Source organism: Pseudomonas benzenivorans, assembly GCF_033547155.1.
GTDB lineage: Bacteria > Pseudomonadota > Gammaproteobacteria > Pseudomonadales > Pseudomonadaceae > Aquipseudomonas > Aquipseudomonas benzenivorans_B.
The window spans coordinates 2,429,829-2,446,201 of sequence record NZ_CP137892.1 but is presented as its reverse complement, the minus strand read 5'-3'; the positions used below and the strand labels follow the sequence as shown (position 1 = coordinate 2,446,201).

General features: G+C 64.1%; 11 protein-coding genes. 4 read left to right on the top strand and 7 right to left on the bottom strand.

From position 1 onward, the window contains the following. Positions 1 to 25 precede the first annotated feature (25 nt). The 3 genes from lon (at position 26) to SBP02_RS11020 (ending at position 4,923) form a co-directional block, all read left to right on the top strand. Positions 26 to 2,422, top strand: coding sequence for an endopeptidase La (gene lon / locus SBP02_RS11030; RefSeq protein ID WP_318641608.1), 2,397 nt, complete (start codon positions 26 to 28; stop codon positions 2,420 to 2,422). Between the two features lie 136 nt (positions 2,423 to 2,558). Then, complete coding sequence (hupB, locus tag SBP02_RS11025; RefSeq protein WP_003239952.1) at positions 2,559 to 2,831, top strand: nucleoid-associated protein HU-beta; 273 nt, start codon at positions 2,559 to 2,561, stop codon at positions 2,829 to 2,831. A 226-nt stretch (positions 2,832 to 3,057) separates the two neighbouring features. Further along, complete coding sequence (locus SBP02_RS11020) at positions 3,058 to 4,923, top strand: SurA N-terminal domain-containing protein (protein ID WP_318641556.1); 1,866 nt, start codon at positions 3,058 to 3,060, stop codon at positions 4,921 to 4,923. A gap of 62 nt (positions 4,924 to 4,985) precedes the next feature. On the opposite strand, the gene fabI is transcribed toward SBP02_RS11020, so the two are convergent. Genes fabI through SBP02_RS10990 form a run of 6 tightly spaced genes read right to left on the bottom strand, consistent with a single transcriptional unit; the run spans position 4,986 to position 13,195 of the window. Beyond that, positions 4,986 to 5,780 carry an enoyl-ACP reductase FabI gene (gene fabI, locus SBP02_RS11015; RefSeq protein ID WP_318641554.1) on the bottom strand — a complete coding sequence of 265 codons (795 nt, stop codon included), beginning with the start codon at positions 5,778 to 5,780 and terminating at the stop codon, positions 4,986 to 4,988. A 30-nt stretch (positions 5,781 to 5,810) separates the two neighbouring features. Then, positions 5,811 to 7,424, bottom strand: coding sequence for an ABC transporter ATP-binding protein (locus tag SBP02_RS11010; RefSeq protein ID WP_318641552.1), 1,614 nt, complete (start codon positions 7,422 to 7,424; stop codon positions 5,811 to 5,813). A 1-nt stretch (position 7,425) separates the two neighbouring features. Beyond that, a complete protein-coding gene (locus tag SBP02_RS11005) occupies positions 7,426 to 8,445 on the bottom strand; it encodes an ABC transporter permease (RefSeq protein WP_318641551.1) in 1,020 nt (339 codons plus the stop codon). Position 8,446: 1 nt separating this feature from the next. Continuing rightward, positions 8,447 to 9,520: a microcin C ABC transporter permease YejB gene (locus tag SBP02_RS11000; RefSeq protein WP_318641549.1), complete on the bottom strand. Its 1,074-nt coding sequence runs from the start codon at positions 9,518 to 9,520 to the stop codon at positions 8,447 to 8,449. Position 9,521: 1 nt separating this feature from the next. Further along, positions 9,522 to 11,369, bottom strand: a complete 1,848-nt coding sequence (locus SBP02_RS10995; RefSeq protein ID WP_318641547.1) for an extracellular solute-binding protein — start codon at positions 11,367 to 11,369, stop codon at positions 9,522 to 9,524. Then, complete coding sequence (locus SBP02_RS10990) at positions 11,366 to 13,195, bottom strand: extracellular solute-binding protein (protein ID WP_318641545.1); 1,830 nt, start codon at positions 13,193 to 13,195, stop codon at positions 11,366 to 11,368. Before SBP02_RS10990 ends, SBP02_RS10995 begins: the two co-directional genes overlap by 4 nt. Positions 13,196 to 13,341: 146 nt before the next feature. On the opposite strand from SBP02_RS10990, the gene SBP02_RS10985 reads away from it, so the two are divergent. After that, complete coding sequence (locus SBP02_RS10985) at positions 13,342 to 14,787, top strand: HDOD domain-containing protein (protein ID WP_318641543.1); 1,446 nt, start codon at positions 13,342 to 13,344, stop codon at positions 14,785 to 14,787. Here SBP02_RS10985 and SBP02_RS10980 read toward each other — a convergent pair whose 3' ends face one another. Then, positions 14,788 to 16,344: a lytic transglycosylase domain-containing protein gene (locus tag SBP02_RS10980; RefSeq protein WP_318641541.1), complete on the bottom strand. Its 1,557-nt coding sequence runs from the start codon at positions 16,342 to 16,344 to the stop codon at positions 14,788 to 14,790. Positions 16,345 to 16,373 lie beyond the last annotated feature (29 nt).

Below are 16,373 nucleotides of genomic sequence, written 5' to 3'. Positions count from 1 at the left end.
GTATGGCCGCCGTAGAGCCGAAATCATGAAGACAACCATCGAATTGCCTCTCTTGCCGCTGCGCGATGTCGTGGTCTATCCGCACATGGTGATCCCGCTGTTCGTCGGGCGCGAGAAATCCATCGAAGCCCTGGAGGCGGCGATGACAGGGGAGAAGCAGATCCTGCTGCTCGCCCAGAAGAACCCCGCGGACGATGATCCGGGCGAGGCGGAACTCTACCGGGTCGGAACCGTGGCGACGGTCCTGCAACTGCTGAAGCTGCCGGACGGCACGGTCAAGGTGCTGGTCGAGGGCGAGCAGCGGGGCGAGATCGAGCGGTTCATCGAGGCCGAGGACCACTGCCGCGCCGAGGTGCAGCTGCTCGACGAGGTCGAGGCCGCCGAGCGCGAGTCCGAGGTCTTCGTGCGCAGCCTGCTCAGCCAGTTCGAGCAGTACGTGCAGCTTGGCAAGAAAGTGCCGGCCGAGGTGCTGTCGTCGCTCAACAGCATCGACGAGCCGAGTCGTCTGGTCGACACCATGGCCGCGCACATGGCACTGAAGATCGAGCAGAAGCAGGAAATCCTCGAGATCACCGACTTGTCGGCGCGGGTCGAGCACGTACTGGCGCTGCTGGACGCCGAGATCGACCTGCTGCAGGTCGAGAAGCGCATCCGTGGTCGGGTGAAGAAGCAGATGGAGCGCAGTCAGCGCGAGTACTACCTGAATGAGCAGATGAAGGCCATCCAGAAGGAGCTCGGCGATATCGACGAAGGCCACAGCGAGCTGGATGAGCTGAAGAGGCGCATCGAGAATGCCGGCCTGACCAAGGAAGCCTACGACAAGGCGCAGACCGAGCTGAACAAGCTCAAGCAGATGTCGCCGATGTCGGCCGAGGCCACCGTGGTGCGCTCCTATATCGACTGGCTGGTGAACGTGCCGTGGAAGGCGCACAGCAAGGTGCGCCTGGATCTGGCGCGGGCCGAGGCCATCCTCAATGCCGATCACTATGGCCTGGAAGAGGTCAAGGAGCGCATCCTCGAGTACCTCGCGGTGCAGAAGCGGGTGAAGAAGATCAAGGGACCGGTGCTCTGTCTGGTCGGGCCGCCGGGGGTGGGCAAGACCTCCCTGGCCGAGTCGATCGCCCACTCGACCAATCGCAAGTTCGTGCGCATGGCCCTGGGCGGCGTGCGCGATGAGGCGGAGATCCGCGGTCATCGGCGGACCTATATCGGTTCGATGCCGGGCCGGCTGATCCAGAAGATGACCAAGGTGGGCGTGCGCAACCCGCTGTTCCTGCTCGACGAGATCGACAAGATGGGGCAGGACATGCGCGGCGATCCGGCCTCGGCCCTGCTCGAGGTGCTCGATCCCGAGCAGAACCACAACTTCAACGATCACTATCTGGAAGTCGATTACGACCTCTCCGACGTGATGTTCCTCTGTACCGCCAACTCCATGAACATTCCGGCCCCCTTGCTCGATCGCATGGAGGTGATTCGCCTGCCCGGTTACACCGAGGATGAGAAGGTCAACATCGCCATCAAGTACCTGGCGCCGAAGCAGATCCAGGTCAACGGCCTGAAGAAAGGCGAGTTGGCGTTCGAGGAGGCGGCGATTCGCGACATCATCCGCTACTACACCCGCGAGGCGGGGGTGCGCAGCCTGGAGCGGCAGATCGCCAAGGTCTGTCGTCGGGCGGTGAAGGAGCATGCCCGGCAGAAGCGTTTCGAGGTGCTGGTCACTGCCGAATCGCTCGAGCATTTCCTCGGTGTGCGCAAGCACCGCTATGGCCTGGCCGAGCAGGAAGACCAGATCGGTCAGGTGACCGGGCTGGCCTGGACCCAGGTGGGCGGCGAACTGCTGACCATCGAGGCCGCGGTCGTGCCCGGCAAGGGCCAGTTGATCAAGACCGGTTCGCTGGGGGACGTGATGGTGGAGTCGATCACCGCCGCGCAAACCGTGGTGCGCAGCCGCGCCAAGAGCCTGGGCGTGGCCCTGGATTTCTATGAGAAGCGCGATATCCATATCCACATGCCCGAGGGTGCGACGCCCAAGGACGGCCCCAGTGCCGGTGTGGGCATGTGCACGGCTCTGGTCTCGGCCCTGACCCAGATCCCGGTGCGGGCCGATGTGGCCATGACCGGTGAGATCACCCTGCGCGGTCAGGTGCTGGCGATCGGTGGACTAAAAGAAAAATTGCTGGCGGCTCATCGGGGCGGAATCAAAACCGTGATCATTCCTGAAGAAAATGTCCGCGACTTGAAAGAAATTCCTGAAAATATAAAGCAAGACCTGCAGATTAAACCCGTTAAATGGATTGACGAGGTCCTGCAAATTGCGCTGCAATACGCCCCGGAGCCCTTGCCCGATGCGGCTCCCGAGCTGGTTGCAAAGGATGAGAAGCGCGAGTCTGATTCCAAGGAGCGAATTAGCACGCATTAGCCGGGGGGCTTTCTTGACACAATTTTAGAGCCCTTGATATAAAGCGGCTCTTATTGTGTCTGCAGGCCGCCCAGCACCCGCTTTGCTTACACTAAAAATCAAGAAACAAACTCAACAGAAATTAAGGGGACTTAGAGTGAACAAGTCGGAACTGATTGATGCTATCGCTGCATCTGCTGATATCCCGAAAGCTGTTGCTGGCCGCGCGCTGGACGCAGTGATTGAATCCGTCACTGGCGCTCTCAAGGCTGGTGACTCCGTCGTACTGGTTGGTTTCGGTACCTTCGCTGTCAAGGAGCGCGCCGCTCGCACTGGCCGTAACCCGCAGACCGGTAAGCCGATCAGCATCGCCGCCGCTAAGATCCCAGGTTTCAAGGCTGGCAAAGCTCTGAAGGACGCAGTCAACTAAGCGTCTTTCGGGCCTTGCCCTTCCAGTTCGGCTGCGAGGTCGGGCTGGTAGCGGAGCGGTGATTCAGCCGGTCAGACACCGGCCGTAACGCCGGAAGTCACGGGCTCGAGTCTCGTCCGCTCCGCAAGTCACGCGAAGGCGCATCCCCGGATGCGCCTTTCTTCTATCTGGATATTACCCACGCTGCGCGGCTGTTTATTATTCGTACAGTCGTTCTGGGGGACGCATGCTGCAGAACATCAGGGACAATTCACAGGGGTGGATTGCCAAAACCATTATCGGCCTTATCGTCGTGCTACTGGCGCTGACCGGTGTCGAGGCCGTATTCACCAGTACCAGCAACAGCCAGAACGCCGCCGAGGTGAATGGCGAAAAGGTCAGCTTGAGTCAGCTGGGGCAGGCGGTCGAGATGCAGCGGCGTCAGCTGTTGCAGCAGCTCGGCAAGGACTTCGACGCATCCCTGCTGGATGAGAAGCTGCTGCGCGAGTCGGCGCTCAATGGCTTGATCGAGCGGACTCTGCTGTTGCAGGCCGCGGCGGATGCAGACTTCGCGTTCTCCGAGCAGGCGCTCGATCAGCTGATCCTGCAGACCCCGGAGTTTCAGGTGGACGGCAAGTTCAATGCCGATCGCTTCGATCAGGTCATTCGCCAGCTGGGCTATAGCCGCCTGCAGTTCCGTCAGATGCTGGCCCAGGAAATGCTCATCGGCCAGCTGCGGGCGGGTCTGGCCGGCAGCGGCTTCGTCACCGATGCCCAAGTCGAAGCCTTCGCCCGCCTGGAGCAGCAGACCCGTGACTTCGCCACGCTGCGGGTGCCGGCTGATACCGCGGCCGTGCAGTTGAGCGATGACGACGTCAAGGCTTACTACGAGGCCCAGGCCAGCCAGTTCATGAGCCCTGAGCAGGTGGTCCTGGAGTACCTCGAGCTGAAGAAGGATGCCTTCTTCGATCAGGTGGAAGTGGCCGACGAAGACCTGCAGAGTGCCTACCAGAGCGAGATCGCCAATCTGGCCGAGCAACGCCGAGCTGCGCATATCCTGATCGAGGTCAGCGACGCGGTTGATGAGGGGCAGGCCAAGGCCAAGATCGATGAGGTCCAGAAGCGCCTGCAGCAGGGCGAGGAGTTCGCGGCGCTGGCCAAGGAGCTCTCCGAGGACCCGGGTTCGGCCACCGAGGGCGGCGATCTGGGCTATGCCGGGCAGGGTGTGTACGACCCGGCCTTCGAAGAGGCCCTGTATGCCCTGGGCGAGGGCGAGGTTTCCGCGCCGGTCCGTAGCGAGTTCGGCTGGCACCTGATCAAGCTGCTGGGTGTGCAGGCGCCCGAGGTGCCGAGCTTCGACAGCCTGAAGGACAAGCTGGTACGCGATCTGAAGGCACAGCGGGTCGAGCAGCGTTTCGTCGAAGTTGCCAAGCAGCTGGAAGACCTGGCGTTCGAGTCCTCCGATCTGGCCCAGCCTGCGCAGGAGCTCGGTTTGGAGGTGAAAACCACCGACGCCTTCGGCCGTGAAGGTGGCGAAGGGCTGGCCGCTAACCGCCAGGTTATCCAGGCGGCCTTCAGTGCAGAGGTGCTGGAGGACGGCAACAACAGCGCGACCATCGAGCTGGATCCGAACACGGTCGTGGTGGTGCGCGTCAAGGAGCACCGGAAGCCCGAGCAGTTGGCGCTGGAGCAGGTGGCCGACAGCATCCGTGGGCACCTGACCAGGGTGCGGGCCAGCGAGGCGGCGAAAGCCAAGGGCGAGGAGCTGTTGACGGCATTGCGCGATGGCAAGACGCCGGCCGAGCAGACGCAAGAATGGCAGCCGGTCGAGGCGGCCACGCGCAGCCATGAGGGTGTCGAGCCGGTGGTGCTGCAGGCGCTGTTCCGTATGCCCAAGCCGAGCGATTCCGGCCAGCCGAGCTTCGCCGGCGTGGGCCTGGACAGCGGCGACTTCGTGGTGATCCGCCTGAACGGCGTGAGCGAGCCGCAGGAAGCGTTGGCCGAGGAGGAGAAGGCCATGTACCGCCGCTTCCTGGCCTCGCGCAGTGGTCAGCAGGACTTCGCCGCCTTCCGCAAGCAGCTGGAGGCGCAAGCGGATATCGAGCGGTTCTGATAACCGTCGAGTCGTAAAAAAGCCCGCTTTCGCGGGCTTTTTTATTGTCGCCGTTGGGTCGATCAGTCTTCCATCGCGCCCATGGCGGTGGTGTTGAAGCCGCCGTCGACGTACATGATCTCACCGCTGACGCCTGAGGCCAGGTCGGAGCAGAGGAAGGCGCCGGCATTGCCGACTTCCTCGATGGTCACGTTGCGGCGCAGCGGGGTCTGCTTCTCGTTGGCGGCCAGCATCTTGCGGAAGCTGGCAATGCCGCTGGCGGCGAGGGTGCGGATCGGGCCTGCGGAGATGGCGTTGACGCGGGTGCCTTCCGGACCGAGGCTGGCGGCCAGGTAGCGCACGCCGGCTTCCAGGCTGGCCTTGGCCATGCCCATCACGTTGTAGTTCGGCATGGTGCGCTCGGCGCCCAGGTAGGAGAGGGTCAGCAGGCTGCCGTTGCGCCCCTTCATCATTTCGCGACCGGCCTTGGCCAGGGCGACGAAGCTGTAGGCACTGATGTCGTGGGCGATCTTGAAGCCTTCGCGGGTGGTGACTTCGGTGAAGTCGCCGTTGAGCTGATCACCCGGGGCGAAACCGACCGAGTGAACGATGCAGTCCAGGCCGTCCCACTTCTTGCTCAGGGCCTCGAACACGCTGACGATCTCGTCATCGTTGGCCACGTCGCAGGGGAAGCACAGCTCGGGGCCCGAACCCCAGCTGGCGGCGAACTCTTCGACCCGGCCCTTGAGCTTCTCGTTCTGATAGGTGAAAGCCAGTTCGGCGCCCTCGCGGTGCATGGCCGCGGCGATGCCCGAGGCGATGGACAGTTTGCTGGCAACGCCAACGATCAGTACGCGCTTACCGCTTAGAAAACCCATGTGTACGCTTCCTCTTCCTGCTTTCAAGGATTAGTCGGCAGCGCCTGGAGCCAGAAAGGCGGCTTCCAGCAGCTGCCGAGTGTAAATATGCTGCGGTGCGGCGAAGATCTGCTCCGCCGCCCCCTGTTCCACTACTTGTCCTTCCTTGACCACGATCAGCTGGTGGCTCAGTGCCCGAACCACCGCCAGGTCATGGCTGATAAACAGGTACGTCAGGTTGTGCTTGATCTGCAGCGAACGCAGCAACTCGACGACCTGGCGCTGGACTGTGCGGTCGAGCGCCGAGGTGGGCTCGTCCAGCAGTATCAGCGCCGGTTTCAACACCAGTGCCCGGGCGATGGCGATCCGTTGCCGTTGCCCGCCGGAAAACTCGTGGGGGTAGCGGTGCCGGGTCTCCGGGTCCAGGTCTACCTCCACGAGCGCGTCGATGATCGCTTGTTCCTGTTCGGCCTGCGTGCCCATGCGATGGATATGCAGGCCTTCGCCGACGATCTGGCCCACCGACATCCGCGGACTCAGGCTGCCGAAGGGGTCCTGGAACACCACCTGCATCTGCCGGCGCAGCGGACGCACGGCATGCTGCGACAACCCCTGCAGTGCCTGGCCCTGGAAGCGGATGGCGCCCTGACTGCCGAGCAGTCGCAGGATCGCCAGCCCCAGGGTCGACTTGCCGGAACCGCTTTCGCCGACTATGCCCAGGGTCTGCCCCTGGGGCAGGCTGAAGCTGATCCCGTCCACTGCCTTGACATGGCCGACGGTGCGACGCAGCAGGCCCTTCTTGATCGGGAACCATACGCGCAGATCGTCGACTTCCAGCAGCGGCTCGCCGGCCTCGACGGCCACCGGATCGCCGCTGGGCTCGGCGCCGAGCAGTTCCTGGGTATAGGGATGCTGCGGCGTTCGGAACAAATTTTCACACGACGCTTGTTCGACGACCTTTCCGCTCTGCATGACACATACCCGATGGGCAATTCGTCGTACCAGGTTGAGGTCATGGCTGATCAGCAGCAGCGCCATGCCCAGGCGGGCCTGCAGATCCTTGAGCAGCTCGAGGATTTTCAGCTGCACGGTCACGTCCAGGGCGGTGGTCGGCTCGTCGGCGATCAGCAGTTCCGGTTCGTTGGCCAGGGCCATGGCGATCATCACCCGCTGGCGTTGGCCGCCGGAGAGCTCATGGGGGTAGGCCTTGAGGCGCTTGTGCGGTTCGGGGATGCCGACCAGGTCGAGCAGCTCCAGGGTGCGCTCGGTGGCGGCCTTGCCGCTCAGGCCCTTGTGCAGGGCGAGCACCTCGTTGATCTGCTTCTCGATGCTGTGCAGCGGGTTGAGGGAGGTCATGGGCTCCTGAAAGACCATGGCGATGCGGTTGCCGCGCAGCTCGCGCAGGCGCTTCTCGTCGAGCTTGAGCAGGTCTTCGCCGGCGTAGTGGATGCTGCCGGCCGGGTGCTGGGCCAGGGGGTAGGGCAGCAGGCGCAGGATCGAGTGGGCGGTGACCGATTTGCCGGACCCGCTTTCGCCGACCAGGGCCAGGGTTTCGCCACGCTGGATGGAGAAACTGACAGCTTCGACCACGCGTTGCCTGTGCTCGCCGGTGACGAATTCGACGGCCAGGTCGCGTACTTCGATCAGGGGGGCGGAGTCGCTCATCTCATTTCCTCGGGTCGAAGGCATCGCGTGCCGCTTCGCCGATAAACACCAGCAGGCTGAGCATCAGGGCGAGTACGGCGAAGGCGGTCATCCCCAACCAGGGGGCCTGCAGGTTGGCCTTGCCCTGGGCGACCAGCTCGCCGAGCGACGGTGCTCCCGGCGGCAGGCCGAAGCCGAGGAAGTCCAGGGCGGTGAGGGTGCCGATGGCGCCGGTGAGGATGAAGGGCATGAAGGTCATGGTCGAGACCATGGCGTTGGGCAGGATGTGGTGGAACATGATGGCGCCGTTCTCCATGCCCAGGGCGCGGGCGGCGCGCACGTACTCCAGGTTGCGGCCACGGAGGAACTCGGCGCGCACCACATCCACCAGGCTCATCCAGGAGAACAGCAGCATGATGCCCAGCAACCACCAGAAATTCGGCTGCACGAAACTGGCCAGGATGATCAGCAGGTAGAGCACCGGCAGGCCGGACCAGACCTCGAGGAAACGCTGCCCCAGCAGGTCGACCCAGCCGCCGTAGAAGCCCTGCAGGGCGCCGGCGAACACGCCGATGATGGAGCTGAGCACGGTCAGGGTCAGGGCGAACAGCACCGAGATGCGGAAGCCGTAGATGACCCGGGCCAGTACGTCGCGACCCTGGTCGTCGGTGCCCAGCCAGTTGGCCGCCGAGGGCGGCGCCGGGGCCGGCACCTCCAGATCGTAGTTGATGCTCGAATAGCTGAAGGGGATCGGCGGCCACAGCATCCAGCCGTCTTTCTCGGCTATCAGCCCCTGGATGTAGGGGCTCTTGTAGTTGGCCTGCAGCGGGAATTCGCCGCCGAAGGTGGTTTCCGGGTAACGCTTGAGCACCGGGAAGTACCACTGACCGTCGTACTGCACGACCAGGGGCTTGTCGTTGGCGATCAGCTCGGCGCCCAGGGTCAGGACGAACAGCACCAGGAAGATCCACAGCGACCACCAGCCGCGCTTGTGGGCCTTGAAGCGCTGGAAGCGCCGTTGATTGATAGGAGACAGGGCCATCTCAGTTCTCCCGGCTTTCGAAGTCGATGCGCGGATCGACCAGGGTGTAGGTGAGATCGCCGATCAGCTTCAGGATCAGCCCCAGCAGGGTGAAGATGAACAGGGTGCCGAAGACCACCGGATAGTCGCGGTTGATGGCGGCCTCGAAGCTCATCAGGCCCAGGCCGTCGAGGGAGAAGATCACCTCTATCAGCAGGGAACCGGTGAAGAAGATGCCGATCAGCGCCGAGGGGAAGCCGGCGATGATGATCAGCATGGCATTGCGGAACACATGGCCGTAGAGCACGCCGTTCTTCGACAGCCCCTTGGCCCGGGCGGTGGTCACGTACTGTTTGTTGATCTCGTCGAGGAAGCTGTTCTTGGTCAGCAGGGTCAGGGTAGCGAAGTTGCCGATGACCAGTGCGGTGACCGGCAGGGCCAGATGCCAGAAGTAGTCGAGGATCTTGCCGCCGAGGCTGAGCTGATCGAAGTTGTTCGAGGTCAGGCCACGCAGGGGGAACCAGTCGAAGTAGCTGCCACCGGCGAACAGCACGATCAGCAGGATGGCGAAGAGGAACGCCGGTATGGCATAGCCGACGATGATCGCCGAGCTGGTCCAGACGTCGAAGGCGCTGCCGTGGCGCACGGCCTTGGCGATGCCCAGGGGGATGGACACCAGGTACATGATCAGGGTGCTCCACAGCCCGAGAGATGCCGATACCGGCATCTTCTCGACGATCAGGTCGATCACCTTGGCGTCACGGAAGAAACTCTCGCCGAAATCCAGCTGGGCGTAGTTCTTCAGCATGATCCAGAAGCGTTCCGGGGCCGGTTTGTCGAAGCCGTACAGGCGTTCGATCTCGGCGATCAGCTCGGGGTCCAGGCCCTGGGCGCCGCGATAGTTGGAGCCGGCCACCGCCACCTCGGCGCCGCCGCCGGCAATGCGGCTGGTGGCGCCCTCGAAGCCTTCCAGCTGGGCGATCATCTGCTCCACCGGGCCGCCGGGGGCGGCCTGGATGATGATGAAGTTGAGCAGCAGGATGCCGAACAGGGTGGGAATGATCAGCAACAGGCGACGCAAGATATACGCCAGCATGCTAGTGCTCCGTGCTCGCCAGATCGGCCTCGGTTGGCGTCGCCGAGGTCTGCGGCAGTTTGCGGAACCACCAGGTGTTCAGGCCGATGTCGTACAGCGGGGTGACCCTGGGGTGGGCCAGGTGGTTCCAGTAGGCCACGCGCCAGGTCTTGATGTGCCAGTTGGGAATGACGTAGTGGCCCCACAGCAGTACCCGGTCCAGGGCGCGGGTGTGGTCGATCAGGCTCTGGCGCGAGTCGGCGTTGATCAGGCCGTCGACCAGCTGGTCGATGGCCGGGTCCTTGAGGCCGATGAGGTTGCGGCTGCCGGGGTTGTCGGCGCTGCTGGAGTGCCAGTACTCGCGCTGCTCGTTGCCCGGTGAGTTGGACTGGCCGAAGCCGCTGACGATCAGGTCGAAATCCCGCGAGCGCAGGCGGGTGATGTATTGGGAGACATCCACCCGGCGAATCACCAGCTCCATGCCGAGATCGGCCAGGTTGCGCTTGAAGGGCAGCAGCACCCGTTCGAACTCCGTCTGCGCCAGGAGAAACTCGAAACGCACCGGCGTGCCCGTGGCATCGAGCATATGGTCGCCCTCGACCCGCCAGCCGGCTTCCTGCAGCAGCTGGTAGGCGCGGCGCTGCTGCTCGCGGATGATGCCGCTGGCATCGGTGGTCGGTGGGCGGAACTCGTCGGTGAACACTTCGGGCGGAATCTGCTCGCGCAGCGGCTCGAGTATCTGCAGTTCGGCCTCGCTGGGCAGGCCGCGGGAGGCCAGTTCGGAATTGTCGAAATAGCTGCGGGTACGGCTGTAGGCACCGTTGAACAGCTGCTTGTTGGCCCACTCGAAATCGAACAGCAGGCCGAGGGCCTCGCGTACCCGGCGGTCCTGGAACAGCGGCCGACGGATATTGAAGACGAAACCCTGCATGCCGGTGGGGTTGTGGTTGTCGATTTCTTCCTTGATCAGCTGGCCGTTGGCCACGGCCGTGGTGTCGTAGGCGCTGGCCCAGTTCTTCGCGCTGGTTTCCAGCCAGTAGTCGAACTGCCCGGCCTTGAGCGCCTCCAGGGCCACGGTGTTGTCGCGGTAGTAGTCGATGCGCATGCGTTCGAAGTTGTAGAAGCCGCGGTTCACCGGCAGGTCCTTGCCCCACCAGTCCTCGACCCGCTCATAGACGATGGAGCGGCCAGCCTTGACCTCGACGACCCGATAGGGGCCGCTGCCCAGGGGGATGTCCAGGTTGCCCTTGGCGAAGTCGCGCTCGGCCCACCAGTGTTTGGGCAGCACCGGCAACTGGCCGAGGATCAGCGGCAGCTCGCGGTTACCGGCGTGCTTGAAGACGAAGCGCACCGTATTCGGGCTTTCGACCTCGACTCGCTCGACGTCGGCGTAATAGGCCCGGTACAGCGGCGCGCCATGCTCGATCAGGGTCTCGAAGGTGAACTTGACGTCCTCGGCCGTGACCGGCTGGCCGTCGTGGAAGCGCGCCTCGGGGCGCAGGTAGAAGCGCACCCAGGCGTTGTCCGGGGCCTTCTCCATTTTCTCGGCCAACAGGCCGTACTCGGTGAAGGGCTCGTCCAGGCTGTGGCGGGTCAGGGTGTCATAGATCAGGCCGATGTCGTCGGCCGCCACCCCTTTGTTGATGAAGGGGTTGAGGCTGTCGAAACTGCCGAAGCCGGACTGACGCAGGGTGCCGCCCTTGGGCGCATCCGGGTTCACGTAGTCGAAGTGCTGGTAGTCGGCCGGGTACTTGGGGGCCTCGTCGTACAGGGTCAGCGCGTGTTGCGGCGCCGCCTGGCTCAGGCCGGCCAGGGCCAACAGCAGCAGGCCGCTGCCGTGTGCAAGGAGGGCGCGCAGGGAGTGCGTCATCGAGTGGTCTCCGAGGATTTCAGCCACCAGGTGCGCAGCCCCAGGGTGTAGGGCGGGGTGGTGACGAAGGCGAAGCGGTTCCAGTACGCCAGGCGGTGGTGGCTGATGTACCAGTTGGGGATGGTGTAGTGCTGCCATAGCAGCACCCTGTCCAGGGCGCGGGTCGCGGCTACCTGCTGGTGACGGGTCTTGGCCGCCAGCAGCTTGTCGAGCAGGGCATCGACCACCGGGTTGTCGATGCCTGCATAGTTCTTGCCCCCCTTGACCTTGGCCTGGCTGGAGTGGAAGTACAGCCACTGTTCCAGGCCGGGGCTGAGGGTCTGCGGCAGGGTCAGCAGGATCATGTCGAAGTCGAACTGGTCCAGGCGCTGCTTGTACTGGGCCCGGTCGACGGTGCGCAGGTTGGCCTCGATGCCGATGCGCGCCAGGTTCTCGGCATAGGGCTGGAGGATCCGCTCCAGCCTGGGGTTGACCAGTAGAATCTCGAACTGCAGCGGCTGGCCATCCTCGTTGAGCAGGCGCTGGCCGCGTGGTTTCCAGCCCGCCTCGGCCAGCAGCTTCAAGGCGCGGCGCAGGGTGTCACGCGGAATGCCGCGACCGTTGGTTTGCGGCATCTTGAAGGGCTCGGTGAACAGGCGCGCCGGCAACTGTTTGCGGTACGGGGACAACAGCAGCCACTCGGCGCCCTTGGGCTTGCCGGTGGCGGAGAACTCGCTGTTCGGGTAGTAACTCTGGGCCCGGGTATAGGCGCTGTTGAACAGCGCGCGGTTGGTCCACTCGAAGTCGAACATCAGGCCGATGGCCTCGCGCACCTTGCGTTCGGCGAAGGTCGCGCGCCGGGTGTTCATGAACAGCGCCTGGGTCTGGGTGGGGATCTGGTGGGGGATTTCCGCACGGATCACCTCGCCACGCTCCACGGCCGGAAAACGGTAGCCGCTGGCCCAGTTCTTCGCCTGCTGCTCGATATAGAAGTCGAACTCCCCGGCTTTGAAGGCTTCGAAGGCGACGTGACTGTCGCGATAGAACTCCACGTTGACCCGGTCGAAGTTGTACTTGCCGCGGTTGACCGGCAGCTGCTCGCCCCACCAGTTCTTGACCCGCTCGAAGACCAGGCTGCGCCCCGGCTTCACCTCGGTGATGCGATAGGGACCGCTGCCCAATGGCGGCTCGAAGGTGGTGGCCTTGAAGTCGCGGTCCTTCCAGTAGTGCTGGGGCAGCACCGGCAGTTCGCCCAGGCGCAGGATCAGCAGCGGGTTGCCCGAGCGTTTGAAGACGAAGCGGATGCGATGACGGTTGAGAATGTCGACCCGCTTCACCTCCTGCAGGTGGGTACGGTATTGCGGATGGCCGTCCTTGAGGAGCAGGCGGTAGGAAAATGCCACGTCGTAAGCCGTGATCGGCTTGCCGTCGTGGAAGCGCGCCTGCGGCCGCAGGTTGAACACCGCCCAGCTGCGATCCTCGCTGTACTCGACCGACTTGGCGATCAGGCCGTAGCTCGAGGCCGGTTCATCGCCGGAGGGATCGTAGGAATCGGTGCCGACCATCAGCGGTTCGTTCAGGCCGGTGATGCCGTATTGCAGGAAGTTGGCCGTGGAGATCGGGCTGGTGCCCTTGAGGGCGTAAGCGTTGAGCGTATCGAATGACCCCAGGGCCATCATGCGTACGGTGCCGCCCTTGGGGGCATCGGGGTTGACCCAGTCGAAGTGGCTGAAGCTGGCGGGGTACTTGAGTACGCCGAATTGCGCATAGCCGTGGCTTTCGCGGATAGCGGCCCAGGTCGGCAGGCTGAGGACCAGACCGAGGAGTAGCGGGAGGAGGGGACGCATCAGGTGAAATATCCGATCCGTGGCGGCTTTTGGGCTTCTTGTCCGGTACAGTAACAGCTTGTATCAGCTGGAAAAAGAGCGGGCCCGGGGGCAGGCTGCGGACGCCTTCTGACTACACTTGGACAACTCATTGCGAGGCCTCGAACTTGGATACACGTTGCCATGGTTTGCAGTCATGGATAGAGCGCTTGAACGAAGCCGAGTTGCCCGCGTTGGCGGCGGTGGTGCAGGACCTGCATCGCTTGGCCCAGGAGGAAACCTCTTCGGTCAAGCAGCTGGCCGACGTCCTGTTGCGCGACGCCTCCTTGACCTCCAAGGTTCTGCGCGTCGGTAACAGCGCATATTACAACCCTTCGCAGGAGAGCATCCGGACTATCTCTCGCGCCATCGTGCTGATCGGCTTCGACAACGTGCGTCTGATCGGCATGGCGGTGAGCCTGATCGATGGCCTGCTGACCCGGGCGCCGCGCGAACAGCTGCAGGCACTGCTGGCGCGCTCCTTCCATGCCGCGGTGCAGGCACGCAATATCGCCGGTTATGTGCTTTCCAGGCATCAGGAAGAGGTTTTTATCGCCGCCTTGCTGTTCCATCTGGGCGAGCTCGCCTTCTGGGGCTGCGGTGGCGAACAGGCGGACGAGTTGGCCCGTGCCCTGGACCAGGCGGGCGTCGATGAAGAGGCGGCGGTGCGCGCCGTACTCGGCACCAGTTTTCGTCAGCTGACCCTGGGGTTGGTCAAGGCCTGGAATCTCGGCGAGATCGCCAGCCTGGCCCATGGCGCCTCCAGCCGGAGCGATCCGGCGGTGTATGCCGTCAACCTGGGCACGCGGATCAGCGAGGCGGCGCTGGAGGGCTGGGATTCTCCGGCCATGGAGCAGCTGGTCCGGGAGTTGGCCGGCTTCGTCGGAGTGAGCCCGGAGGAGGCCATGCAGCAGGTGCTGGACAGCGCCGACGAGGCGGTCAGGGTGGCCAGCACCTTCGGTGCCGGCAAGCTCTGCAGCCTGATTCCCAATACCGACCCCGAGCAGATCCGCCTGCAGCAGGAGCAGCGCCGCGCGCGTCTGCTGCAGCCCGATCTGCAGGTCCTGCAGTCGGCGCTGCAGGCGCTCGGGCAGATGGCGGTGCGACGCGGCGAGGTCGGCGCGATTCTCGATACCCTGCTCGAGGGCTTGCACCGGGGCGTGGGGTTGGAGCGGGTCATGCTCGCGGTATTGGCCGACGGCCAGAGCTGCTTTCGCGCCAAGCGAGTTGCGGGAGAGGGCACGGCCGGTTGGCTGAGCGACTTCGAGCTGCCGTTCGAGCCGTCCAGCCAGAGCCATATCTTCGGCTACGTGCTGCGCGACAAGGAGGCGGTGTGGATGGGCGTGCCGGCCAGCTATGGCCTCAACGAGCTGGTGACCCAGGCCATTCGCGAAAAGCTCGGCCAGGGCATGTTCTTTATCGCGCCGCTACTGGCGGGCAAGCGTGAGATCGGTGTGCTCTATGCCGACAGCCGGGTCTCCGGGCGGGCGCTGAGTCATGAGCAGTTCGTCGCCTTTCAGCGCTTCGCCCAGCTCGCTGGTCGTTGCCTGGAGGCGTTGACCCGGCGCGACTGATCAGCGTGGCAGGTGCAGCGTCAGGGTCTGTCCGGGCTTGAGTGCGCTGCCGGTGCGTGGGTTCCAGCGTTGCAGGTGCTTCATCTGCACCTTGAAGCGTTTGGCGATCAGGTACAGCGAATCGCCTTTGCGGACCCTGTAATAGGTCGCATTGGTGCCGCCTTTGCTGGTGCCTGCGGAGGCATCCGACGCTTGCAGAATCAGGGTCTGGCCGACGCGCAGGTTGTTGCCCTGGAGCCGGTTCCAGCGTTGTACGTCCTTCACCGAAACCTGGTGGGTCTTGGCGATCTGCCAGAGGTTGTCGCCGCTCTTGACCCGATAGCTGCGTGGCGTGCCGGCAGTGCTGGCCAGGGCCGCGCGTGGCGCTTCCTGCACCCGCGTGCCCGGCTGGGCGGGAATGCTCAGTACCTGGCCGATGCGCAGGCGGTTGCTGGTGAGGCGGTTGAGGTCCTTGAGGGTGCTCACCTCGAGCTGGTAGCGATTGGCGATGGCGCTCAGGCTGTCGCCGCGGCGCACCCGATACTGCTGCCAGTCGACCAGCTCCTGGGGCTTGACCTGGGCCAGGTTGGCCGTGAGTAACTCGGCCTTGTCGGTCGGCACCAGCAGGTGCTGGGGGCCATCGAGGGTGATGCGCCGTTTGAAGGCCGGGTTGAGCTGATACAGCTCGTCCTCGTCCAGATCGGCCATGGCCGCCACGCGCGACAGGTCCATGCGCTGTTTGAGCTCGACCTTCTCGAAATAGGGTTCGTTGGCGATCGGGCCGAGGCTGACGCCATAGGCCTGGGGGCTCATGATCACCTGGGACAGGGCGAGCAGCTTGGGCACGTAGTTGCGCGTCTCGTTCGGCAGCGCCAGGTTCCAGTAGTCGGTGGGCAGGCCGAGCTGCTGGTTGCGCTCGATGGCACGGCTGACCCGGCCTTCGCCGGCGTTATAGGCGGCCAGGGCCAGCAGCCAGTCGCCGTTGAACATCTCGTGCAGGCGCGACAGGTAGTTCATCGCCGCGTTGGTCGAGGCCAGCACGTCGCGGCGCCCGTCGTACCAGCTGGTCTGGCGCAGATTGAAGTGGCGGCCGGTGGAGGGGATGAACTGCCACAGGCCGACGGCATCGGCGGGCGAATAGGCGAAGGGGTTGTAGGCGCTCTCGATCATCGGCAGCAGTGCCAGCTCCATTGGCATGCCGCGTTCTTCCAGGCGCTCGACGATGTAATAGATATAGGGGCTGCTGCGCTCGCCGACCTTCTCGACGAAGGAGGGGTTGCTGACGAACCACAGACGCTGCTGCTCGATGCGCGGGTTGATGCCGATCTCGTCCTGCAGCTGATAGCCGCCGCGGACCCGCTCCCAGATATCGTTCGGTTCCTCGGCATCGACCTCGGGCGTCAACCACTCGGGTTCCCGTTTCAGATCGGCCGCCAGGTCGCTCTCCCGGCCCAGGTCGCCATTGCCATTGCCCATGCTCTGGCAGCCGCCCAGAAGCATCGAGAACACCACCACGAGCGCCCCGGCGCTTTGTGCCAATGCCTTTGAAATCAAGGTCTTGCGTGGTGATAAAGGCATTGTTCGGCGCGCACTTCCCAGGCAAAAGA